Annotated in this window: 20 protein-coding genes and 3 tRNA genes; 10 read left to right on the top strand and 13 right to left on the bottom strand. The window is 61.4% G+C overall.

Annotation, left to right across the window (positions count from 1 at the left end; translation table 11 throughout):
* Positions 1-119: 119 nt before the first annotated feature.
* From dprA to BA011_RS04640, 4 genes are all read right to left on the bottom strand, one after another.
* Positions 120-1,262, bottom strand: a complete 1,143-nt coding sequence (gene dprA / locus BA011_RS04625) for a DNA-processing protein DprA (protein WP_065279594.1) — start codon at positions 1,260-1,262, stop codon at positions 120-122.
* Positions 1,262-1,882, bottom strand: coding sequence for a glycerol-3-phosphate 1-O-acyltransferase PlsY (gene plsY, locus BA011_RS04630; protein WP_065279595.1), 621 nt, complete (start codon positions 1,880-1,882; stop codon positions 1,262-1,264). Before plsY ends, dprA begins: the two co-directional genes overlap by 1 nt.
* A 78-nt stretch (positions 1,883-1,960) precedes the next feature.
* Positions 1,961-3,250 carry a dihydroorotase gene (locus BA011_RS04635; RefSeq protein ID WP_065279596.1) on the bottom strand — a complete coding sequence of 430 codons (1,290 nt, stop codon included), beginning with the start codon at positions 3,248-3,250 and terminating at the stop codon, positions 1,961-1,963.
* Positions 3,247-4,203 carry an aspartate carbamoyltransferase catalytic subunit gene (locus tag BA011_RS04640; RefSeq protein ID WP_065279597.1) on the bottom strand — a complete coding sequence of 319 codons (957 nt, stop codon included), beginning with the start codon at positions 4,201-4,203 and terminating at the stop codon, positions 3,247-3,249. Before BA011_RS04640 ends, BA011_RS04635 begins: the two co-directional genes overlap by 4 nt.
* A gap of 179 nt (positions 4,204-4,382) precedes the next feature.
* On the opposite strand from BA011_RS04640, the gene BA011_RS04645 reads away from it, so the two are divergent.
* The gene (locus BA011_RS04645; protein WP_065279598.1) at positions 4,383-6,041 is read left to right on the top strand and encodes an acyl-CoA dehydrogenase family protein; all 1,659 of its coding nucleotides are present in this window, start codon (positions 4,383-4,385) and stop codon (positions 6,039-6,041) included.
* Between the two features lie 188 nt (positions 6,042-6,229).
* Here BA011_RS04645 and vapC read toward each other — a convergent pair whose 3' ends face one another.
* The 3 genes from vapC to BA011_RS04660 all read right to left on the bottom strand — a co-directional run bounded on the left by vapC (position 6,230) and on the right by BA011_RS04660 (position 9,843).
* Complete coding sequence (gene vapC / locus BA011_RS04650; RefSeq protein ID WP_027665395.1) at positions 6,230-6,619, bottom strand: PIN domain nuclease; 390 nt, start codon at positions 6,617-6,619, stop codon at positions 6,230-6,232.
* A complete protein-coding gene (locus BA011_RS04655) occupies positions 6,616-6,825 on the bottom strand; it encodes a type II toxin-antitoxin system VapB family antitoxin (RefSeq protein WP_065279599.1) in 210 nt (69 codons plus the stop codon). Before BA011_RS04655 ends, vapC begins: the two co-directional genes overlap by 4 nt.
* Before the next feature lie 144 nt (positions 6,826-6,969).
* Entirely contained in the window at positions 6,970-9,843 is a 2,874-nt protein-coding gene (locus tag BA011_RS04660; protein ID WP_065279600.1) for an Rne/Rng family ribonuclease, read from the bottom strand.
* 622 nt (positions 9,844-10,465) lie between these two features.
* Here BA011_RS04660 and BA011_RS04665 point away from each other — a divergent pair.
* A complete protein-coding gene (locus BA011_RS04665; RefSeq protein ID WP_065279601.1) occupies positions 10,466-11,722 on the top strand; it encodes an N-acetylmuramoyl-L-alanine amidase in 1,257 nt (418 codons plus the stop codon).
* A gap of 374 nt (positions 11,723-12,096) precedes the next feature.
* A complete protein-coding gene (locus tag BA011_RS04670; protein WP_065279602.1) occupies positions 12,097-14,556 on the top strand; it encodes a penicillin-binding protein 1A in 2,460 nt (819 codons plus the stop codon).
* Positions 14,557-14,611: 55 nt separating this feature from the next.
* On the opposite strand, the gene BA011_RS44130 is transcribed toward BA011_RS04670, so the two are convergent.
* Positions 14,612-14,896 (bottom strand): hypothetical protein, encoded by a 285-nt coding sequence (locus BA011_RS44130; protein ID WP_186806564.1) that lies wholly within the window; start codon positions 14,894-14,896, stop codon positions 14,612-14,614.
* On the opposite strand from BA011_RS44130, the gene prfB reads away from it, so the two are divergent.
* Positions 14,783-15,914 (top strand): peptide chain release factor 2 gene (gene prfB, locus BA011_RS04675; protein WP_128404385.1). Its coding sequence is split into 2 segments (ribosomal slippage): positions 14,783-14,851 and positions 14,853-15,914, totalling 1,131 coding nucleotides; the frame shifts between segments, so codons are not numbered across the junction. The genes BA011_RS44130 and prfB overlap by 114 nt on opposite strands.
* A gap of 82 nt (positions 15,915-15,996) precedes the next feature.
* On the opposite strand, the gene BA011_RS04680 is transcribed toward prfB, so the two are convergent.
* The 3 genes from BA011_RS04680 to BA011_RS04690 are packed head-to-tail and all read right to left on the bottom strand — an operon-like array spanning position 15,997 to position 18,367.
* Complete coding sequence (locus tag BA011_RS04680; RefSeq protein WP_065279603.1) at positions 15,997-17,040, bottom strand: alpha/beta hydrolase family protein; 1,044 nt, start codon at positions 17,038-17,040, stop codon at positions 15,997-15,999.
* Between the two features lie 33 nt (positions 17,041-17,073).
* Entirely contained in the window at positions 17,074-17,589 is a 516-nt protein-coding gene (locus tag BA011_RS04685; protein ID WP_065279604.1) for a hypothetical protein, read from the bottom strand.
* 4 nt (positions 17,590-17,593) lie between these two features.
* Complete coding sequence (locus BA011_RS04690; protein ID WP_065279605.1) at positions 17,594-18,367, bottom strand: NAD kinase; 774 nt, start codon at positions 18,365-18,367, stop codon at positions 17,594-17,596.
* 159 nt (positions 18,368-18,526) lie between these two features.
* On the opposite strand from BA011_RS04690, the gene BA011_RS04695 reads away from it, so the two are divergent.
* Together BA011_RS04695 and BA011_RS04700 are read left to right on the top strand one after the other, a co-directional pair.
* Positions 18,527-18,602, top strand: a tRNA-Thr gene (locus BA011_RS04695).
* A 232-nt stretch (positions 18,603-18,834) separates the two neighbouring features.
* Positions 18,835-19,263: a hypothetical protein gene (locus tag BA011_RS04700; RefSeq protein WP_186806500.1), complete on the top strand. Its 429-nt coding sequence runs from the start codon at positions 18,835-18,837 to the stop codon at positions 19,261-19,263.
* 381 nt (positions 19,264-19,644) lie between these two features.
* Here the strand turns inward: BA011_RS04700 and BA011_RS04705 are convergent, their stop codons facing one another.
* The gene (locus BA011_RS04705) at positions 19,645-20,319 is read right to left on the bottom strand and encodes an AprI/Inh family metalloprotease inhibitor (protein ID WP_065279606.1); all 675 of its coding nucleotides are present in this window, start codon (positions 20,317-20,319) and stop codon (positions 19,645-19,647) included.
* A 93-nt stretch (positions 20,320-20,412) separates the two neighbouring features.
* On the bottom strand, positions 20,413-21,303 hold the full coding sequence (rlmB, locus tag BA011_RS04710; RefSeq protein WP_065279607.1) for a 23S rRNA (guanosine(2251)-2'-O)-methyltransferase RlmB: 891 nt from the start codon (positions 21,301-21,303) through the stop codon (positions 20,413-20,415).
* Positions 21,304-21,504: 201 nt separating this feature from the next.
* Between rlmB and BA011_RS04715 the strand changes: the two genes are divergently transcribed.
* The 4 genes from BA011_RS04715 (at position 21,505) to BA011_RS46070 (ending at position 23,525) form a co-directional block, all read left to right on the top strand.
* Positions 21,505-21,589, top strand: a tRNA-Tyr gene (locus BA011_RS04715).
* 24 nt (positions 21,590-21,613) lie between these two features.
* Positions 21,614-21,687 (top strand) — tRNA-Gly (locus BA011_RS04720).
* 325 nt (positions 21,688-22,012) lie between these two features.
* Entirely contained in the window at positions 22,013-23,188 is a 1,176-nt protein-coding gene (gene tuf, locus BA011_RS04725; protein WP_012757012.1) for an elongation factor Tu, read from the top strand.
* A gap of 202 nt (positions 23,189-23,390) precedes the next feature.
* On the top strand, positions 23,391-23,525 hold the full coding sequence (locus BA011_RS46070) for a hypothetical protein (protein WP_003547509.1): 135 nt from the start codon (positions 23,391-23,393) through the stop codon (positions 23,523-23,525).
* The last annotated feature ends 4 nt before the right edge of the window (positions 23,526-23,529 follow it).

The following is a 23,529-nucleotide window of genomic DNA, read 5'->3' on the forward strand; positions in this document are numbered from 1 at the left end:
TGTGTCTTCTGCAGCCGAAGGGAGAGTATCGATGGAATGCAATTATAGATAGTCTACCGAAGGTTTTCGACTCAGGGTTCGACAATTCGCAAAGCCGCCGCCTGATGTCGTACCCAGGTTCAATCGGAAAGCGAGACGAGACCGCCCTGATGCCGGTGCAGCCTGCCTGATATATCGAGTTCCAGAAGGATGAGATAGACCGCGGATGCCGCGAGGCCGGTATGGCGGATGACGTCGTCGACCTCGACCGGCGTCGGCCCGAGCGCATCGATGATGCGGTTTCGATCTGAATCGTCTGGTGGCACCGACATTGCCTTGCCGTCAGGTGCCGGTTCCTCCGCCATCGATGATGGGAACAGGTCGAATTGCGCAAGCGGCGCCAGGGCCTCGATGACATCGGTGGGTGCGGTGACGATCGAAGCGCCGTCCTTCAGCAGGCCGTTGGTGCCATGGCAGCGCGGATCGAGCGGCGAGCCGGGCACGGCAAACACCAGGCGGCCGAACTCGCCGGCAAGCCGCGCCGTGATCAGCGAGCCCGAACGTGTCGCCGCTTCGATGACGACGAGGCCGAGCCCGATGCCGGCGATCAGCCGGTTTCGGCGTGGGAAGTCGCGGGCGCGGGGTTCCCAGCCGAAGGGCATCTCGCTCACCGCCAGGCCATTACCACCGGTTATCTCTTCGAGCAGGCCGATATTCTCCGGCGGGTAGGGCTGGTCGAGGCCGCCGGCGAGCGCTGCGATCGTACCTGTGTCCAGGCTTGCCCGGTGGGCAGCGGTGTCTATGCCGCGCGCCAGGCCAGAGACCACGGTGTAACCCGCCCGGCCACAGTCGCGCGCCACCATCGCCGCGAATTTCGCGCCTGCGATCGAGGCATTGCGCGAGCCGACTATGCCGACGGCCGGTCGTTTGGCAGCGGCAAGCGCGCCTTTGACGGCCAGAAGCGGCGGCGCACCGTCGATCTGCTTCAGCGCTTGCGGATAGTCCGGCTCACCGATGCCGACGAAGCGGGCGCCGAAGCGACGCGCCGCCTCCAGTTCCCGATGCGCCTCGGCTTCGCTGGCGATGCGGATTGCCCGTGTGGCGCCGCCGCGCGCCGAAAGCTCCGGCAGTGCGGCAAGTGCTGCTTCGGCCGAACCGAAATGATTGATGAGGTCACGAAAGGTGGCAGGGCCGATATTGTCGGAACGGATGAGGCGCAGCCAGGCAATTCTTTGCCGTTCGGTCAGCACGACGCCTTTCGGTCCGGCGCTTAGCGCATCCATTATCCCTTCGCTCCGATCTTGCTTTCCGTCCCGCCCATCAGGCGCGAAATATTCGCTCTATGCTTCCAGTAGGAGATGAGGGTCATGATCGCCATGACAGCTGCAACCTTTTCGTTGCCCAATATCCACAGTGCAACTGGAATGACAAGCATGGCAACCAGCGCCGACAGTGAGGAGTAGCGGGTGGTGAAAGCGACCGCCAGCCAGACGGCGGCGAAGAGCACGACCATGATCGGGGCAACGCCGAGCAGCGTGCCGATATAAGTAGCGACACCCTTGCCGCCCTTGAAGCCGATCCACACCGGGAAAAGATGGCCGATAAAGGCGAAGAAGCCGGCGATGATCGCGGCTTCCTCACCGAGGAAATAGCCGACGACCCAGGCTGCCGTCGATGCCTTCAGCGCATCGAGCAGCAGCGTCGCCGCGGCGAGCGTCCGGTTTCCTGTTCTCAGCACATTGGTCGCGCCGATATTGCCGGAGCCGATGCTGCGCACGTCGCCGAGGCCGGCGGCGCGCGTGAGGATCAGGCCGAACGGGATCGAGCCGAAGAGATAGCCGATAATGGCGGCGGCAAGCGCGATCGGCAGCGTGATCTGCCATGACATGAGATTGGATAACATATGCCCCCTTAGCCTCTCCGTGGCCTATCCTCGAGTCAGCCTTCTCCCGCTGGGGGATGGACGGCGATCGTGTCGGTTCTAAATTGCGTGGACAAGCTTTCCCGAGACGTATGTCGCGACCGCCCGCCCACTGAAGCGCGCATCCTCGAACGGCGTATTCTTCGAGCGGGAGAGAAGCATGTCTTTGGCGACAAGCCAAGGCTCATCGAGATCGATCAGCGCGATATCGGCCGCAGCGCCCGGCTTCAGCGTGCCGGCATCAAGGCCGAAGATCTGAGCGGGGCGGGTCGACATGGCGTCGATCAGCCGCATCAGGCTCACTTGGCCGCCATGGTGAAGCCTGAGCGCTGCCGCCAGCATGGTTTCGAGGCCGATCGCGCCGTCCTCCGCCTCGCCGAAAGGCAGACGCTTCGTATCGACGTCCTGCGGGTCGTGCGAGGAGACGATGATATCGATCGCGCCGCTCGCAAGGGCGTCGACCATCGCCACCCGGTCGTCTTCCGGACGCAGCGGCGGATAGAGCTTGAAGAAGGTGCGGTATTCGCCGATGTCGTTTTCGTTGAGCGCCAGATTGTTGATTGAGATGCCGCAGGTCACCTTGGCGCCGCGGTTGCGGGCGCGTTCGATCGCCTCGACGGATTCCGGCACCGAGATCATCGCGGCGTGATAACGGCCACGCGTCAGCTGCGCGATCCTCAAATCGCGTTCGAGCGGGATGAGCTCGGCTTCTTTTGGAATGCCGGAAAGCCCGAGCCAGCTGGCAAAAAGCCCCTCATGCATGACGCCGTTGGCGCCGAGATATTTGTCGCGCGTCTCGCAGGAGACGACGGCGCCGAATTCGCGCGCATAGGTCATGATCCGGCGCAACACCTGTGTGTCGTGGACGCTGGAATGGGCATCGGTGAAGGCAACGGCGCCGGCCTGCATCAAGAGGCCGATCTCCGTCATCTCCTCGCCGGCAAGGCCCTTGGTGATGGCGGCTGCCGGATAGACGTTGACGGCGGCCGTATCCCGCGCCGTCTTCTTGACGAATTCGACGAGCGCGATGTCGTCGATGATGGGATCGGTGTCCGGCATCATGATGATCGAGGTGACTCCGCCGGCGGCGGCCGCCCGGCTCGCCGAGGCGATCGTCTCGCGGTGTTCGCCGCCGGGTTCGCCGACATGGACGCGCGCATCGACGAGGCCCGGCGTCGCGACAAGGCGCGTGCAGTCGCGGATGACTGCGCCTTCAGGCGCGCCCTGGTTCTGCGCCTTGTGGCCGGCGGCGAGAATCACGCCGTTTTCGGCAATGATCGTCCCGATCTCGTCGAGATTGCGCGACGGGTCGATGATGCGGACGTTCTTGAGGACGATCGGGTTGCTCATGCCATCATTCCATCGCTTCGGGGGCCCTGGTTCTGCGCGACGAGCAGCGTCTCCATGACGGCCATGCGTACCGCGACCCCCATTTCCACCTGTTCGGCGATGACGCTCTGCGGTCCGTCCGCCACTTCCGAAGCGATCTCGACGCCGCGGTTCATCGGGCCGGGATGCATGACCAGCGCGTCGTCCTTCGCCGCTTTCAGTGTTTCTGCGTCGAGCCCGTAGAAGTGATAGTATTCGCGCACCGAAGGCACGAAGGCGCCGGACATCCGCTCGCGCTGCAGCCGCAGCATCATCACCACGTCGGCGTCCTTCAGCCCGTCCTGCATCGAATGGAAGACCTCGACGCCCATCTCGGCGATGCCGGCCGGCAGGAGGGTCGCGGGCGCGACGACACGGACGCGGGCGCCCATCGCATTGAGCAGCAGGATATTGGAGCGCGCCACCCGCGAATGCAGCACGTCGCCGCAGATCGCCACGATGATGCGCGAAAGCTTGCCCTTGGCGCGGCGGATCGTCAGCGCGTCGAGCAGTGCCTGGGTCGGATGTTCATGCTGCCCGTCGCCGGCATTGACGACCGAGCAGGAGACCTTCTGGGCGAGAAGGGCGGCGGCACCGGCGCTCGAATGGCGGATCACCAGCACGTCGGGGCGCATCGCATTCAGCGTCATCGCCGTATCGATCAGCGTTTCGCCTTTCTTGACCGAGGAATTGCCGACCGACATGTTCATGACGTCGGCGCCGAGCCGCTTGCCGGCAAGCTCGAAGGAGGCCTGCGTGCGGGTCGATGCCTCGAAGAAGAGGTTGATCTGCGTCAGCCCGCGTAGCGTCGACGTCTTCTTTTCTCTCTGGCGGCTGATCTTGACGGCCTCGTCCGCCTTGTCGAGAAGATAGGTGATATCCTGCTCGGTGAGGCCCTTGATGCCGATGAGGTGGCGGTGGGGGAAAAAGACCATGACCCTGCCTCTTGCTGTCTCTGGCGGGTCTATAAAGAGTGCTGCCCGCCGGGGCAAGCGTGCGCTGTGGGCAAAGGCTTATGTCCCCATGCATTTTCGCCCGAATTCCGATAGAGCAGAATGAACCGAATCATAACTTCCGGTTTCCCTTTGCCGGGTTCTTACACTAGAAGCGAATTATGACCTCCGCCAACCGGACTGACGACAAACTCGCAGAACTCAACCAGCCGAGCCTGTGGTCCGGCATCAATGCCTATCGATCCGATCCGCTGATCGTCGACCTGACGGCGGCCCTGCCGCGCGGCATCCGCGAAGACCTGGAAAACATGGGCCGCTACGTCACCTCGCCGGAGGCGCAGGAGATGGCGCGCATGGCAAACCAGGGCGTGCCGCAGCTGCGCACCCACGGTCCGCGCGGTGAACGCGTCGACGTCGTCGAATTCCATCCTGCCTGGCATGCATTGATGCGCCGCTCCATGTCGGTCGGCCTACATTCTTCCGTATGGGATCCCCAGGCCGATACTGAGGCCAAGGACGAGGCCCACAAGGTTCGCGCCGCGCGGTTTTATCTGACGTCGCAGCTGGAATCCGGCCACCTTTGCCCGCTGACGATGACCAGCGCCTCCGTTGCGGCGCTCTCGGCTTCGCCCGCGGTCCAGAAGGACTGGGCGCCAAAAATTCTCTCGCGCAAATATGATTCGTCGAACAAGCCCGCCATGCAGAAATCCGCTGTGACCATCGGCATGGGCATGACGGAAAAGCAGGGTGGTACGGATGTGCGCGCCAACAGGAGCGCTGCCGAAAAGGTCAGCGAGGGCATCTATCGGCTGTCCGGGCACAAATGGTTCATGTCGGCGCCGATGAGCGATGCCTTCATTATGCTGGCTCAGACGAAGGAGGGCATGGGCTGCTTTCTGGTGCCGCGCCTTCTGGAGGATGGTTCCGCCAACGGCCTGCAATTCCAGCGGTTGAAGGACAAGGTCGGCAACCGCTCCAACGCCTCTTCCGAGGTCGAATTTACAGACACGTTCGGTTTCCTGCTCGGTGGTCCGGATGCCGGCATCCGCACCATCCTCGACATGGTGACGCTGACCCGGCTCGACTGCGCGCTGGCCTCATCAGGCATGATGCGCGCCTCGCTCGCCGAAGCCGTGCACCACACCCGCGGCCGCAGCGTCTTCGGCAAGATGCTCGTCAATCAGCCGATCATGACGCGCGTGCTCGCCGACATGGCGCTCGATGTCGCCGCCGCGACGGCACTGTCCTTTCGTCTAGCAGACGCCTTCGACAAGGCGCGCGGCAATGCCGAGGAAGCGGCCTATGCCCGCGTCATGACGCCGGTCGCCAAATACTGGTGCTGCAAGATCGCGCCCGCGCTGATCTACGAGGCGATGGAATGCATCGGCGGCAACGGCTACATCGAAGAGCGCCCGATCGCCCGCCATTACCGCGAGGCTCCCGTCAACGCAATCTGGGAAGGCTCCGGCAACGTCATGGCGCTCGACGTGCTGCGCGTGCTGAACCGCGGCAAGGATCTGTTCGAAACGGTCTTTTCCGGCCTTGCCCGCGATCTCGGCCCTGCCGGCAAGAAGACGATCGACGTGCTGCGCGCCGCAATCGCGCTGTGTGAACAGGACGAGGGCGCCGCGCGCCTGCTCGTCGAGCAGCTGGCGCTCGCCGCCGGTGCAGCCGAACTCTATCGCCTTGGGGCAGGGCGCATTGCCGATGCCTTCATCGAGACGCGTCTTGCCGGCGGCTGGCGCTCCACCTACGGCATGCTCGATTCCCGCTTCGATGCCAGCTACATCGTCGACCTGCTCTATCCCCCGGCCGCCTGATCGCCGCCGAGGGATGATGATCGCGCTTCGCTGCGTTGAGCCAAGCGATATAGAAGCGCTTTGCGCCGTCTCGTTACCCTCGATGGCGGTCGTTGATGCCGCTCATCTGTCGGGATCGTAGGATGGCGAGAGCACCTATTCTGCACTTTCATGAGGAGCAACCATCTGTCCGATCGGGCTCTCTGAAGTCAGGCGATCTTGAGGCCGAGATGCTCGGTCATAGGATCGAAGTCGCGATCATCGTGCAAGAGCGCATAGCCTTCCTCAATGCAGAAGGTGCCGATGATCACATCGATGGTCTTGCGCACCGTGATGCCGCGTTCTCGTAGCAGGCGATAGTTACGAGCCGCCTTGACGGCGAGGCTGTCGCCAAGCATCGGGCGGATTGTGAACTGGCGTAGGCTTTCTTCGATCACCGATGCATGGCGTTCATTGCGCGCGCCCTGAAGCACTTCCAAAAGGATCAGGTCCCCGACAACAATATCCAGCGGATCCTCGATGTTCTGCAGCCGCCATCTGGCGGCGCTTTCTATCCCACGCAGATGCGCAATCCAGACCGAACTGTCGACGACGATCACCGTTTATCGTCGGGCCGGTCGCGACGTATCACGTCGAGGTCGCCTTCCCAACCTATTCCTGCAAGGTTTGCGATGGCATTGCCACGGCGGTGCCTCTCGACAAGATTTCGCAAAGCTTGTTCGACGGTGGCCTTTTTTGTCGCCAGTCCGGTGGCGGTCATTGCCGCGTCGAGCAAGGCATCATCGATATCTATATTCGTCCGCACGATCGCGCCTCATGTGTATGAATATAACAAAATATACACATCTGCGCCAAGTTATTCAAGCTCGGCCACGAGCCCTCGTCATAAACGAAAATCCGGCCGCGTCGCCGCGGCCGGATTTCAGTGTTTACGTCCGAAAATCAGCGTTCAAAAGAAACCACGGCGCTGCCACCAGCCGGCTTTCTTCGGCTTGCCGTCATCGCCTTCGCCATTCTCGACGCGGGTGGATTTCACCGTCGGCTCGGAGGAGGAGATGTTGGATTCGCGGTTGGCGCGAACCGGCTTTGCTTCTTCCTGAGCTGATGTTTCGAGATCGGCGGAGGCTTCCACCAATTCCGGTTCGGCCTCGGCCACAGGGGCCGTCTCTGCAACCGGTTCCTCGACCGGCGCTGCGGCCGGTTTGCGGCGGCCGCGGGCGCGGGCGGGCTTTACATCTTCGGTTACAACAGGCGCGCTTTCGACGGCTGCCATCGCGGCCTGGCCTTCGTCGGCCTGTTCGGCAATCGCCTCGACCGCTACAGCTTCGCTCGGAGCGCCGTCGTTCGAAACGTCGTCGCCTTCGTCCTCGTCGCCGCCATTGTCTTCACCGGCTTCGCCGGCCGTCAGTTCGGAACCATCCTCGGCGCGATTGCGACGGCCGCCACGCTTGCCGCGACGGCGGCGCTTGCGGCGCTGCGATTCTTCGCTTTCGGCGCGTGTCTCGGGCGTGGCCTCGGTGTTTTCATCACCTTCGCCGCCCTCGTCGTCGCCGTCCTCATCCTCGTCGCCGGCTTCGCCTGCCGCTGATAGCGGCTGTTCGGCATTGCCGTTGCGGCCGCGGCGGCGCCTGCGGCGCTTGCGCTTGCGGTTGCCGTCAGCTTCGCCTTCCGCGCGTGCCGCGACGGGCCGCTCTGAAACGGCCGGCTTTTCCTCGAGTTCCTCGTCTTCCTCCTCATCCACTTCGATGACGATATCGTCGTCGTCATCCTCGGGAATGGCTGCGAAGTTGAAGAGGGTTTCGATCTTGACCGGGTTTTCCACCGGCTCGCCGCGATCGATCGCGAAATGTTGCGCGCCGACCGAGCCGTCCGCATCGATGATGATCGTGACGCCGAAGCGGCTCTCATAATCGACGATCGTCTGGCGCTTGTGGTTGAGCAGGTAGAGCGCGATGTCAGGCGTGGTGCGCACGGTGATGTTGTGCGTGGTGTTCTTGAGCAGATATTCCTCGATGCCGCGCAGGACATGCAGGGCGACGGAGGACTGCGAACGCACATGGCCGCTGCCGCCGCAATGCGAGCAGACCTGCGTGGTCGATTCGAGAACCGAAGCGCGGATGCGCTGGCGCGACATTTCGAGCAGGCCGAAATGCGAGATTCGGCCGACCTGGATGCGGGCGCGGTCGTTCTTCAGGCATTCCTTCAGCTTCTTCTCGACGGCGCGGTTGTTGCGCTTCTCTTCCATGTCGATGAAATCGATGACGATCAGGCCGGCAAGGTCGCGAAGGCGAAGCTGGCGGGCGACTTCGTCTGCAGCCTCGAGGTTCGTCTGCAGCGCGGTGTCCTCGATCGAATGTTCGCGGGTCGAACGGCCGGAGTTGACGTCGATCGAAACCAGCGCTTCGGTCTGGTTCATGATCAGGTAGCCGCCGGACTTCAGCGTCACCTGTGGCTGCAGCATGCGGTCGAGCTGAGCCTCGATGCCGGAACGCGAAAAGATCGGATGGATGTCGCGGTAGGGCTGAACCACCTTGGCATGGCTCGGCATCAGCATCTTCATGAAGTCTTTCGCTTCACGATAGCCTTCTTCGCCGGAAACGATGACTTCGCTGATATCCTTGTTGTAGAGGTCGCGGATCGAACGCTTGATCAGCGAGCCTTCCTCATAGACGAGGCAGGGAGCGGTGGACGCCAGCGTCAGCGTGCGCACATTCTCCCAGAGGCGCATCAGATATTCGAAGTCGCGCTTGACCTCGACCTTGGTGCGGTTGGCACCGGCGGTGCGAAGGATGACGCCCATGCCCTGCGGCACCTCGAGCAGGCGCGCAATTTCCTTCAGGCGCTTGCGGTCGGCAGGGTTGGTGATCTTGCGGGAAATGCCGCCGCCGCGCGCCGTGTTCGGCATCAGCACCGAATAGCGGCCGGCGAGCGAGAGATAGGTGGTAAGGGCTGCACCCTTGTTGCCGCGCTCTTCCTTGGCGACCTGCACGAGCAGGATCTGGCGGCGCTTGATGACTTCCTGAATGCGGTACTGCTTGCGCGGCTTGCGCTGCACGCGGTCCGGCACTTCTTCCATCGCGTCTTCGGCGCCGACGGATTCGATGACTTCCTCTTCGCCGTGATCGTCATCGTCGTCGTCGTCATCGTGGCGACGCTTGCTGGTATCGACGTCCTCGGAAATCGAGTCGGTTTCCACCATCGCAGCCATCGCGCCGCCGGTCGAACCGTCATCCTCATTGTCGACGCTGGAAGCGCCTTCGGCTTCGACGTCTGTGGGAACAGCATCCTCGGTCGCGGTCGTTTCGACAACCGGTTCTACGACCTTCTTGCGGCTGCGGCGCGGCCTTGCCTTCTTGGCCGGCGCTTCCTCGGTGGCATCGGGTGATGCCGCGGCCTCTACCGTTGCGGTCTCTTCCGTTACGGCAGCCGTTTCCGGCGCCTCTGCCGGAACGATGCCGACATCCGGTTGATCCTGTTTGGAAAGATCGACCATCGGTGCGGTTTCGACATGCTCGACATCTTCGTCGCGGCGATGCTCCTCGGCCTCGGCCCGAAGCAGTGCCTGACGGTCGGCAAGCGGTATCTGATAATAGTCGGGATGGATTTCGGCGAAGGCCAGGAAGCCGTGCCGGTTGCCGCCATAATCGACGAAGGCGGCCTGCAGCGAGGGTTCGACCCTCGTTACCTTTGCAAGATAGATGTTGCCGCGGATCTGCTTCTTGTGCTGGGACTCGAAGTCAAATTCTTCTATGCGGTTCCCGCGAACGACAACGACGCGCGTCTCTTCCTCGTGAGACGCATCGATAAGCATTTTGTCTGCCATGAAAGCTGTGCTCCTCGGCGTGGCCGCGAGAGCGCATTCCCGACTGCTGTTGAGACAGAAAGAATGCGGTCCACTGTGGCCGCGCCGGATAATGAAAGTCGCGCCTGATGCGAGGGGGAGGGCAGCAGCCAGACCGCAGCCGGAACCATTTCGGTCCGGGGCCTGTACACTTCAGATAAAACCTGCTGCGAAACCATCAACAACCAAGCGTGATCGACAAATACGAAGACCCGTTCGGGTCCGATGAGTTTGCTCCCTGAGAGCGTGGTGGCTGATCCACCAATGAATTCCGACAATAAGCCGGAAAATCAGGATCGAGTTCCAGGGATGAAGCGCATGAGACGGCGGACGATGACCGGTGTGGCGCCAGGTCCTGATCTGGCTGGCAGCCTTTGCGGCGACTCTATCCCGTCAACACTTTACCCTGAAATTCGTTGTATGTTTTCTGTGTCACAATAGCAAGGGGAAAGCCAAATGTGCCATAATATTGATGGATTTCGCAACGCATACAAGCTGGGATAAAGTGAACGCGATTCGGCAGGCTGCAGCGGGTGTTTCGTCACAGGACGTTGGCCGCAGCCGCGTCGGGTCCATCGCAATACAGATAGGGTGTGGCGGTTTATTGTTTAAGAGGGCTCGGATCGCGGCGAAATCCGCAGCGCCGCTATCGACATTCGCAAGGCGGGTTCTGGCGGCGCTTCTGGTCGCTAGTCTGCTGCCGGCCGCTGCCAGCTCTGTCGAGGCCGGGGATCCGCTGCTTGCCTATGGCGCGCGCATCGTCGGCGACGACGCAAGGACCCGCATCGTCATCGATTTCGATCGCGAGCCGCGTTTCTCCGTCCACTATATCGCCAATCCGGAACGCATCGTCGTTGACTTGCCGGCGACCGCCTTCGGGTTTCCGGCGAAGGATCTTGCCGCCCGCGGCCTGTTCAAGGATATCCGCTACGGCAAGATGGACGAAGAGAGCGCCCGCATCGTGCTGACGACGGCAGGGCCGGTGAAGCTGGCGCTTGCCAAGGTGCAGGCCGATGAGACGGGCAACGGCCATCGCCTCGTGCTCGATGCGGAGATGATCGACAAGAAGGCCTTTGCCGAACTGGTGAAGACGCAATCCTGGAGCGATCGGACTGAGGCGGCTCAGACGACAAGCGCCATTCCGGCACCGCAAAAGGCTGCTCCCGGCGATTTCGTCATCGCCGTCGACGCCGGCCATGGCGGCATCGACACCGGCGCGATCGGCGTCGACACCAAGACCGAGGAAAAACAGGTGACGCTCGCCTTCGCCAAGGCCTTCACGGAACGGCTCAACAAGGAACCGGGCATCAAGGCTTTCCTGACGCGCGAGGACGACGAGTTCCTGTCGCTTTCGCAGCGTGTACTGATCGCCCGCCAGAACCATGCCGGCCTCTTCATTTCGCTGCATGCCGATACGCTGAAACAGAAGGATATCCGCGGCGCGACTGTCTACACGATCTCCGACAAGGCATCCGACAAGCTCGCCGCCGACTTGGCCGAACGCGAAAACCTCTCCGACCAGATCGCCGGCAAGGAGACGGTCGCCGAGCCGCCCGAGGTCGCTGACATCCTGCTCGATCTGACGCGGCGCGAGACCCAGGCTTTCTCCATCTCGCTGGCCGAGAGTGTGCTGAATTCTTTCAAGGATCAGGTCGGCACCATCAACAATCCGCACCGTCATGCCGGCTTCCGCGTGCTGCAGGCCCCTGACGTGCCGTCGATCCTTCTCGAGATCGGGTTCCTCTCGAATGCCGAGGACGAGAAACTGCTGCTCGACGAGGCCTGGCGCGGCAAGATCGCCGGTCTCTTGACCGACGCAGTGAAGCGATACCGCGCCGCCGTCATGGCGAATGGCGGCTGACGGCCACCGTAAATCTGTAGCGGTTGCGGCACGGCGGCGCGGCCAGCAAAAACAAAAATTCATAAAAACAAAGATTTAAGTGCGCCGCATGAATCAAATTCTGAGCAAGATACCTCAGATTGGCGGCGGGAGCGGGCGTTGCTTGGATGTGACAGTTCTAATGAAACGCCGCCGCAGCGGTGAATGCGGCGCAGACAGCCCTATTTTGCTCACATTCGCGCCGTTACTCCGGCTTATGTTTCGCAGCCTGAGGCGCGGAATCGGCTTGTGGCGGTAGCGCTCATGGAGTAAGCCGCGCAACGTGCAAATTGCCTTGATCTTTGCAATCGTTGCGTCTGCGCCGATTGAAGATCGAAAAGACCGGTAGCTGAAATATGGTTAGACTTTTTGGATATTTCTTCGGAATGGCCTGCGTCCTGTTTCTGGTCGCGGCGGCGGGTATTGCCATTTATCTCGCCAATGTCGCGAAGGATCTTCCGGACTATGCCGTTCTGAACAGCTACGCGCCGCCGGTGACGACCCGCGTCCATGCCGGCAACGGCGCTTTGATGGCCGAATATGCCAAGGAAAAGCGTCTCTTCCTACCGATCCAGGCGGTTCCCGACCGCGTGAAAGCGGCTTTCCTGTCGGCCGAAGACAAGAACTTCTACAATCATCCGGGCGTCGATCTGACCGGTCTCGGTCGCGCAATCCTCGTCAACCTGCAGAATTTCGGTTCCGGCCGCCGCCCGGTCGGCGCCTCCACAATCACCCAGCAGGTGGCCAAGAACTTCCTATTGAGCTCGGACCAGACGATCGACCGCAAGATCAAGGAAGCGATCCTCTCCTTCCGTATCGAGCAGGCCTACAGCAAGGACAAGATCCTCGAACTCTACCTGAACGAGATCTTCTTCGGTCTGAATTCCTATGGCATCGCCGGCGCAGCACTTACCTATTTCAACAAATCCGTCACCGAACTGACCGTCGCCGAAGCCGCCTATCTGGCATCGCTGCCGAAGGGTCCTGCCAACTATCATCCTTTCCGCCATCCGGAAGCTGCGCTCGAGCGGCGTAACTGGGTGATTGACCGGATGGTCGAGAACGGCTATGTCAGCCAGCCTGACGGCGAGGAAGCCAAGAAGCAGCCGCTTGGCGTCACCGCCCGCACCACCGGCCCTTCGCTCTTTGCTTCGGATTATTTCGCCGAAGCCGTGCGCCGCCAGCTGATCGACCAGTACGGCGAAAAGGTCCTCTATGAGGGCGGCCTTTCGGTGCGCACGTCGCTCGATCCGCAGATGCAGCTCGCTGCCCGCAAGGCGCTGCAGGACGGTCTGGTCACCTATGATGAGCGCCGCGGTTTCCACGGCCCGATCAAGCAGATCGATGCGAGCGGTGATTGGGGCAAGGCGCTTGCCGATATTCCCACACTGTCCGACGTGCCGGAATGGCGGCTCGCCGTGGTACTCGCCGTGTCAGACAGCACCGTCGACATAGGCCTGCAGCCGGCCAAGGATGGAAGCGGCAAGGTTGCAGCTGATCGCCAGCGCGGCACGATCGACGCCAAGAATATGCAGTGGGCCTTCCGTTCGGCCGACGGCGCCCGCAAGACCACGAAATCGCCGGTCGGCGCCGTGTCCCCCGGTGACGTCGTCTATGTCGCAAAGCTCGGTGACGACGCGTCGACCTCCTATCGCCTGCAGCAGCCGCCGAAGGTGCAAGGTGGCCTGGTCGCCATGGATCCGAAGACCGGCCGCGTGCTCGCCATGGTCGGCGGCTTCTCCTATGCCCAGTCCGAATTCAACCGCGCCACCCAGGCGATGCGCCAGCCGGGCTCCTCGTTCAAGCCTTTCGTCTACGCGGCGGCGATGGACAATGGTTATACGCCGGCTTCGGTCATCATGGACGCGCCGATCGAAATCGTCTCGGGCGGCCAAGTCTGGAGGCCGGAAAACTACGGCGGCGAATCCGGCGGCCCGTCGACGCTGCGTTCGGGCATCGAGCATTCGCGCAATCTGATGACGGTGCGCCTCGCCAACGATCTCGGCATGAACATCGTCGCCGAATATGCCGAGCGCTTCGGCATCTACGATCACATGCTGCCGGTTCTTTCCATGTCGCTCGGCGCCGGCGACACGACAGTGCTGCGCATGGTCTCGGCCTATTCGGTCATCGCCAATGGCGGCAAGCAGATCAAGCCGACATTGATCGACCGCATCCAGGACCGCTACGGCAAGACGATCTTCAAGCATGAGGAGCGTCTCTGCGAGGGCTGCAATGCCGGCGACTGGCAGAACCAGGAAGAGCCGAATGTCGTCGACAATCGCGAAACCGTTCTCGACCCGATGACCGCCTACCAGATCACCTCGATGATGCAGGGCGTCATCCAGCGCGGCACCGCTGCCGGCAAGATCGATCTCGGCGGCCGCGACGTTGCCGGAAAGACCGGCACCACCAACGACGAGAAGGATGCCTGGTTTGTCGGCTTCACGCCGGATCTGGTCGCCGGCCTCTATCTGGGCTTCGATACGCCGGGCCCGCTCGGCCGCGGCGGCACCGGCGGTGGTCTCTCCGCCCCGATCTTCAACGAATTCATGCAGGCTGCCGTCAAGGACACGCCAGAATCGAAGTTCGTCATTCCATCAGGCATGAACCTGATTTCGATCGACCGCAAGACCGGCATGGCGGCTGGCGAAGGCGATCCGAACACCATCGTCGAGGCCTTCAAGCCCGGCACCGGCCCGGCCGACAGCTTCTCCGTCATCGGAATGGACAGCACCATGGCGCCGGAGGAAATCCTGAAAACGTCACCGCAGGCGAACCAGGCCGTCCAGACCGGCACGCCCGGCCTGTTCTGACGAGACCTGAATTTTGTATGCCCGCCGCGGCCCTTTACATCCGCGGTGGGCGTCTCTAGAGCAATTCCAGCAAAAGTGCATAGCGGTTTTGCCGGGAAAAGCGCAAAGCGACTTTCCCAGGAATTGCGCGAAACCAAAAAGATAGAGCATCTCCGTGGCTCGGAGAAAAACGGAAATGCGCTATCTCACCAGCACCTGAAGAAGACTGAGACAGAGAAACAGGAAAATGCGAGCGGAAATCGAAAACGTGGTCGATGAAACCAAGCAGGCTATCACCCTGCTGAGGAGGCATCTTTGACTGGGACCAGGCGATAAGGCGGCTGGACTGGTTGAACAACAAGGCAGAGGATCCGAACCTCTGGAACGACGCTTCCGAAGCGCAGAAGCTGATGCGCGAACGCCAGCAGCTCGATGACGGCATCAACGGCGTAAAGCAGCTCGAGCAACAGCTGAACGACAATATCGAGCTGATCGAGCTTGGCGAGGAAGAGGGCGACCAGAGCGTCGTCAAGGAAGCCGAAGACACGCTGAAGGCCTTGAAGGCCGAGGCCGGGCGCCGCCAGGTGGAAGCCATGCTCTCCGGCGAAGCCGATGGCAACGACACCTATCTCGAAGTCCATTCCGGCGCCGGCGGCACCGAAAGCCAGGACTGGGCGAACATGCTTTTGCGCATGTACACCCGCTGGGCCGAACGCCAGCGCTTCAAGGTCGAGCTTCTCGAAGTCCATGATGGCGAAGAGGCCGGCATCAAGTCCGCGACCCTGCTCGTCAAGGGCCATAATGCCTATGGCTGGCTGAAGACGGAATCGGGCGTGCACCGACTGGTGCGCATCTCGCCCTACGACAGCAATGCGCGTCGCCACACCTCCTTCTCGTCGATCTGGGTCTATCCGGTTGTCGACGACTCGATCCAGATCGAGATCAACGAAAGCGACTGCCGCATCGATACCTATCGTTCGTCGGGTGCTGGCGGCCAGCACGTCAACACCACCGACTCGGCCGTACGCATCACACATATCCCGACGGGCATCGTCGTGCAGTGCCAGCAGGAGCGCTCGCAGCACAAGAACCGCGCCAAGGCCTGGGACATGCTGCGTGCCCGCATGTATGAAGCCGAACTGAAGAAGCGCGAGGACGCCGCCAGCGCCGAAGCCGCTTCCAAGACGGAGATCGGCTGGGGCCACCAGATTCGCTCCTATGTGTTGCAGCCCTATCAGATGGTCAAGGACCTGCGCACCGGCGTCGCCAGCAGCGCGCCGGATGACGTTCTCGACGGCGACCTGAACGAGTTCATGGAAGCAGCACTCGCTCACCGCATCAGCGGCGCCGCCGACGCGGTTGTCGAGGATGTCGACTGATCGGATTGACGATGGATGAGTTGGAAAGCCCCGGAGACGGGGCTTTCCTTTTGCTCAAACCATTATGCAGCAATTCAAAATGTTACAGCGTCCTTTGCGCCTCTGAAAAGACGCGCGGCGCTGTAATGCCGCTGTCTTGAAACAGTGCTGCCGACAGATCGGCAATCTCGTCATGAATGGCTGCGCGCTCGATGCCCGGGGGATCGGTAAAGAGTTCCGCCGCAAAGGCGAGGCCGAGCGCTGTGCCCTCTGGCACGAAGACATAGTGCCCAAGGCAGCCGCCGAAGATTCTAAGAGCGCCGCGCCGCAGCCGCGCATGCAGCCACGACGAACATTCTTCGGCCGGTGCCGCCCGGTCGGCATCACCGACCAGGATAAGGGCAGGCGCATCGACTGCTTTCAGGCTTTCCTCGCTGAAGCCGAGAACGGACCGGCCCGGCGCGCAGATGAGTGCGGCCTTGATTCTGTCGTCTCGGTAAGACTCCGACATCCGGGACCACGAATCGCGAAACACATCGCTGGTGCGCAGCAATGCCGGGATATGATCGGCAAGGTCGGGAAATTCCCTCGGTCCGCGCGCGCCACCCGGCTTCATCCTGGACGGTTCGAACTGCGAGAACTGGGCGACAGCGCCAAGCAGCAGCATCACACTATAGGCTCCGGCCGAAAATCCGGCTGCGAAGACGTTGTTCGTATCGATATGGCCTGAGAGATCGCTGAGCCACGCATCGCAATGGTCGAGCATGTAGCTTAGATCCGGCGCCCGCTCCCAAAGGCAGGCAAAGCCTTCAGCGCGATAGGGCTCGATGCCGGTATTGCCGTGATGGCTGACTCCGAGCGCGGCAAATCCGCGATCGACCAGACGTCGCGCCAGCCACTCCAGTCCGGCCGCGGATCCGCCGGTGCCATGCGACAACAGCACGAGGGGATAGGGCCTGGCGTCCGGCAGGATGGGTGCGTCGCGGGCGACGGCCGCCCTCTGGAACCAGCTTCGTTCCGGGACGTCGCTTTGCGCGTCATCGGCGGCGGGGTACCAAAGGGACCAGCGGATGGGTCTGGGGCCGGCGGCGTCCCAGTTCGGCCTATTCTGGTCGTAGAGGACGCCGTCGCGAAAGCCCAGTTTCATCTCTTGGATGCCCCTCTGAACAATTCCCAGCCGTTAATTCGTCGCCTTGTCGACGGTGATGTCGCCGAATTCGTCGATCAGCACGGTCCAGCCATCCGGCTCCGCAGCAGGGTCTGTCTTCAGATAGACCGTGGCGAAGAGTCCCGACTGCTTGATGATGCCGTTCGAATTTTCGGGGCGGATATCGGTCACGTAAGGCTTCAGGTCGGTGAACTCCTGCAGCTCGATGGTCGAGGCGATCGCCGGGCCGGCCTCCGTCTGGGCAATCTGCTGCAGATAGACCTTCGAAGTCCTGTCCGGCTGGCGCACGGCAAAGAGCTTGTAGTAGCCGTGGCGCTGCGTCCCTTCTCCTTCGGGGTTAGCAACGCTCTCGGCGCCCGTCGGCGCCCGCTCGACATCAGGTGCGTTGCCGTCGTCCTCCCAATAGCCGGTGCTGGTCGCGAAAATCACCGATGCCGGCAGGAGGGCATCCTGCGCCGGCGCGGCCTCCGCCGTGGCGCTCCATGCCGCAAGCAGGAGGCTGGTCATCAATATCCGTCGCATTGCCATCGTCTCAATCCTTGAACTGCTCGGCGAGAATACGGTCGGACCATGAGCGGTCGGGATCAGAAAGAATGCGCGCCGTGACATGCTCCGACTGGGCGATGCGGATATGCAGCACCGACTTGACCTCGGTATTGTCGGCCACCGCATTCACCGGCCGCTTCTCCGGCTCAAGAATGTCGATATCGACGGTCACCTTGTTCGGCAGCAGAGCGCCCCTCCAGCGCCGCGGCCTGAAAGCGCTGACCGGCGTCATGGCGAGCAGCGGCGCCTCGAGCGGCAGGATCGGGCCATGGGCGGAAAGATTATAAGCCGTCGATCCGGCAGGTGTTGCCACCATCAGCCCGTCGCAGATCAGTTCCTCCAGACGGACGCGCCCGTCCACCATGACCCTCAGGTTAGCGGCCTGATAGGACTGGCGGAAAAGATAGACCTCGTTGATGGCGAGCGCCGTCGAGTTGGTGCCGTCGGCGTTGGCCGTCGTCATCTGCAATGGCCGGAAGACGTTTTCGACGGCGAAGCAGATGCGCTCCTGAAGCTGGTCTGTACGGTAATCGTTCATCAGAAAGCCGACCGAGCCGCGATTCATGCCGTAAACCAGCTTGCCGGAGTTCATGGTGTTGTGCAGCGTCTGCAGCATGAAACCGTCGCCGCCGAGCGCGACGATGACGTCGGCTTCGTCAGCCGGTACGTCGCCATAGATGCCAATCAACTCCTCGCGCGCGGCAAGCGCCTCCGTCGTTGGTGAGGCGAGAAAGGAAAGCGTCTGAAATGAACGGCCCATGCAATGCCCTTTATGATGCTGCCCTAGCTAAAGGATAAAGGCCTTGCGCGACAAGGACGTTTTCTATCGCCAAGCGTTTTGAGCTGCAGCCGAGCTGTCCGCGCAGACACGGATTTTCCCTTTACAGAATTATAGAATCTGCTAGTTGGGGCAACTAACGCCCTTGTAGCTCAGTTGGTAGAGCACCTGATTTGTAATCAGGGGGTCCCGGGTTCGAACCCTGGCGGGGGCACCAGCCTACGCTCTGCTCTCTTCGGCTCGGCGAGCCGAAGAGAGCAGCTAAGCGGAGGCTGTCGCGTCGTAGTTCCGTCAGGAACGAAGGCGGACTGGTTCCAGAATGATCCGGTTAGCTGCACCATCTTTCCCCACGATACTGCCTTTCTAAACCATAGCCTGGGTTCGACGCTGGGCCGATCAATCGCGCCAGCAGATCTTTCAGAAGGTTCATATCGTTCGATGAACCGCGCGTGAAGGGCTGCTTCACCGCCAATTCAGCCGCGCCCGCCTATCTTCGCCTCATCATCAATGAGGAAACAGCCATGAAGCTCGCTCATCTCTTTCTTGCCGCAACCATTTCCGTCGGTGCGGCTTTCGCGTCCGTCGCACCGGCGGCCGCCATGCCGGCTGAGCGGCCGGCGGTGTCGACGCAGGGCGATATCGTTCAAATTCGTGATGGCTGGCGAGGTGATCGCGACCGTGACGATCGTGGCTGGCGACATGATCGCGACCGTGATGATCGTGACGACCGTGGCTGGCGCGATGAGCGCGATTGGCGCCGGTCCGACTGGCGCGATAATCGCCGTCACTGGCGACGGTGGCGTGCCGAGCGTTGGCAGGAGCGCCGCGAATGGCGCGATCGCGATCGCGGAATGCCGTTCTGGCTCTATCGCAGCTGACGATTACGGCCCGGATCATCCGGGCCGTTACTTTAATGAGTGACGGGCTCGTTGACGCTCGCCTCGATCCTGATCTCCGTCCGCGTTCCTGCCAGAATTATTGCACCGGTCCCGGCGTCGCGGGGCCGGGCACTATCGGTGACAGGGGATCGGGCTGGTGGACGGGGTGCGACGTGTCCACCCAAATGATGCTGAGGATAATCACGACGAAGACCGCGATGAAGAGGATACCGAAAATCAGCGGTCGAATGGCCATGATAGGGATCGTTCCTTCTTGCTTCTGAGCCGGTCGCAACAACCGGTCATCGCCCGATCATAGTGCTCCAGGGCGTCATTCCAAGGTAAAAGTGGATTTTTCCGGCATCTTAGCCTGGCTGCGGGTTAGCGGCGGACGAGCGAAAGCGGCTTGCCGCCTTCCTCCTTCGACTTATCGAAATTGCCGTCGGCGCGCATGTCGAAGCCAAGCGACGAACCGTCACGACCCATCAGCGTCAGCCCGAAACCTTCGATATGCCAGACTGCGAGCTTCAGCCTGGCGACATTGGCGGCGCAATCTTGGGAAAGTGACAGCGGCGCGTTGCCGTCCGCATCGACATTGCCGTTGAGTGTCACGCCGCAAAGCCTTTCGCCGTCCGGTCTTTGCATTGTCCATATCCCGGCAAGACTGGTGACGGTCGGCAGGCGATCGACGCCGTCAGGGGCCGCGATCAGCAAAAACGGCGCATCACCCTCCGTCTTCATCGGCTGGCCTTCGTTTTCGACAAAACGGGCGAGCACCTTGCGCGTCGCATCAATGAGGATAACGCCGCCATTGCCGTCGAAATTCCACGAATAGGCTTCCGCGAGTGCCGGCAGCGGTTTGATGCAGGAGTCCTGACCAGAGAGCGAATAGCCGCCGATCGCTTCGCCGGTTTCCAGCGTCAACCGGCATCCGGCCGCACCATCTTCCGGGGCAATGAGATAAGTTCCGGCTTGCGCTTTGAGAATATCCGGATCGATATCCTGCCCGTATGCGAGACCGCACAAAGCCGCGAGCCCGGGAATAAAACGGATCATGACAATTCCCCTTTGTCGCGACGACAGCGACGCGCATCTTTTCAGACGCGCAAAGAACGCCGTAGCACTTTGAATGACTGCCTGCGGGCCAGCCTATGCCTTTAGGTGGAGCCGCGCCGCATAAAGCGCGATTGCCGCTGCATTCGAGACGTTAAGCGATTTGATCGCGCCCGGCATGTCGAGACGGGCAAGTGCGTTGACGGTTTCCCGCGTCTTCTGCCGCAGTCCCTTGCCCTCGGAGCCGAGCACGAGCGCCACTTTCTGGCCCGAGAAGGTGCCTTCGAGTGGCGCCGGCCCTTCCGAATCGAGGCCGATGGTGGAGAAACCGAGCTTGTGCAATTCACCGAGCGCATCGGCGAGATTGGTGACCTGTATATAAGGTATCAGTTCCAGCGCGCCGGAGGCGGACTTGGCGAGCACGCCCGATTCGGTCGGGCTGTGTCGCTGCGTGGTGATCACCGCCCCGGCATTGAAGGCGACGGCCGAGCGCATGATCGCGCCGACATTGTGCGGGTCGGTCACCTGATCGAGGACGAGCAGGAGAGGGCTTTCCTTCAGCGCTTCGAGCCGGCGTACCGGAAGCGGCCGAGTTTCCAGCATGACGCCCTGATGGATCGCCTCGGGGCCGAGCACCTTGTCGATCTCCTGCGGCGAGACGATCTCGAAGGGAATGCCGAGCGCCTCGACGTCGACTTCGAGGCGCGCAAGTGCATTCTGCGTTACGAACAGCTTGATCTTCTTGCGCTCGGGATTATCGAGCGCTGCGCGCACCGTATGCAGGCCATAGAGATGCACTTGGTCGGGCGCTAGCGTTGGCGGCTTCCAGTCCTCGCCGCCGCGCTTGCGCTTCTGCGGCTGAGGTGTCGGAATCTCCCCGCGTTCGCGCTTGGCGTCGCGGTGGGCGCGCCGCAGAGTGGCGTAATGCGTATCCTTGGCGGATGGGTCTGTCGCGGTCTTGCCGCCGGATTTGTTGTCTTTGCTCATGCAGCTTTATAGCCATGGCGCTCGCTGCCGCATAGGCTTTCTTTCATATGCCGGCTTTCGGTGGCGAATGAAATTTTTCGTGTTTTTTCCGTTGTCATCGTGTTGACAGACTGAAATGCTCCGGTCATATACGCGGCGCAGACGACGGGCAGCAACGCTTCGAAGTCTGACGAACTTGGTCTTGCGATCCGGACGAAAACTGGAGAGATGCCCGAGTGGTTAAAGGGGACGGACTGTAAATCCGTTGGCTCAGCCTACGTTGGTTCAAATCCAACTCTCTCCACCATTCGTCATCGGATCGGACCACCCCGCGGGTATAGCTCAATGGTAGAGCAGCAGCCTTCCAAGCTGAATACGCGGGTTCGATTCCCGCTACCCGCTCCAGTTTCCGTTACGCTACTTTATTCGATTATCTCCGGCGCTGGCGGAGAAGCTGACGATTGCGATTATCGACTGGTAGGGAAGGGCGCTCAACGCCGAACGTCTATAGCGCGTCTCCGGTGGTCAATGCAATTTTCTCTAAGATTTCAGCGATTTTCGAGGGGGCTTTGGCGAATCGCCTTGCAGGCGGCGAATTGTCTCCCATATGCGCTGTCAGGCCAAGTTTGGCGTCTGCAATTAAGTCTTGCGCAATGTCGCCGAAAGCCTTAAACGGCGGCACTAAACCGGTTCGCCGGGGCCACCATTTTCGTTCACAGGAAGCATTCAAATGGGAAAGAGTAAGTTTGAGCGCAACAAGCCGCACGTCAACATTGGCACGATTGGCCACGTTGACCACGGTAAGACGTCTCTGACGGCAGCGATCACGAAGTACTTCGGTGAGTACAAGGCGTACGACCAGATCGACGCGGCTCCGGAAGAAAAGGCGCGTGGCATCACGATTTCGACGGCCCACGTTGAGTACGAGACGCCGGCCCGCCACTACGCCCACGTCGACTGCCCCGGCCACGCCGACTACGTCAAGAACATGATCACCGGTGCTGCCCAGATGGACGGCGCGATCCTGGTGTGCTCGGCTGCTGACGGCCCGATGCCGCAGACGCGCGAACACATCCTGCTCGCCCGCCAGGTTGGCGTTCCGGCAATCGTGGTGTTCCTGAACAAGGTCGACCAGGTTGACGACGCCGAGCTTCTCGAACTGGTCGAGCTCGAAGTGCGCGAACTGCTGTCGTCCTACGACTTCCCGGGCGACGATATCCCGATCGTCAAGGGTTCGGCGCTTGCTGCTCTCGAAGATTCGGACAAGAAGATCGGCGAGGATTCGATCCGCGAACTGATGGCCGCTGTCGACGCCTACATCCCGACGCCTGAGCGTCCGATCAACCTGCCGTTCCTGCTGCCGATCGAAGACGTATTCTCGATCTCGGGCCGCGGCACGGTTGTGACCGGCCGCGTCGAGCGTGGCATCGTCAAGGTTGGCGAAGAAGTCGAGATCGTCGGCATCCGCCCGACGACGAAGACGACGGTGACCGGCGTTGAAATGTTCCGCAAGCTGCTCGATCAGGGCCAGGCTGGCGACAACATCGGCGCGCTGATCCGCGGCGTCACCCGTGACGGCGTTGAGCGTGGCCAGATTCTGTGCAAGCCGGGTTCGGTCAAGCCGCACAAGAAGTTCATGGCTGAAGCCTACATCCTGACGAAGGAAGAGGGTGGCCGTCATACGCCGTTCTTCACCAACTACCGTCCGCAGTTCTACTTCCGCACGACCGACGTGACGGGCATCGTGACGCTGCCGGAAGGTACGGAGATGGTCATGCCGGGCGACAACGTCACGGTATCGGTCGAGCTGATCGTTCCGATCGCGATGGAAGAAAAGCTGCGCTTCGCGATCCGCGAAGGCGGCCGCACCGTCGGCGCCGGTATCGTCGCGTCGATCGTCGAGTAACTTTCGAGTTATCCGCAATTATGAAGACCCCGCTGGAAACAGCGGGGTTTTTCATTTTGATGGCTTCGGGTAGGTTTAACAGGTGTTGTAAAAATATCGTTAAATTGGCCTGTCACAGTATTTTGTTCATCTCACGTTCAGAAACCGGTTTGTGATTGGACCATTGTAGTCCAGACTCCTTCTTGCAAAGAGGAGAGCCCGGATGATTCCAAAGGCCACATTCGCTGCGACGATATTCGCGATGTATGTTTTCACGATGTTTTTCATCGCTGCAATTCCGCAAGAAGTTGTTCAGTCTGCCGTCGTGCAGATTGGCGAGGTAAGTGTCGTCAAGTGACGAC

Origin of the sequence: Rhizobium leguminosarum (genome assembly GCF_001679785.1) — a bacterium.
Classification (GTDB): domain Bacteria; phylum Pseudomonadota; class Alphaproteobacteria; order Rhizobiales; family Rhizobiaceae; genus Rhizobium; species Rhizobium leguminosarum_R.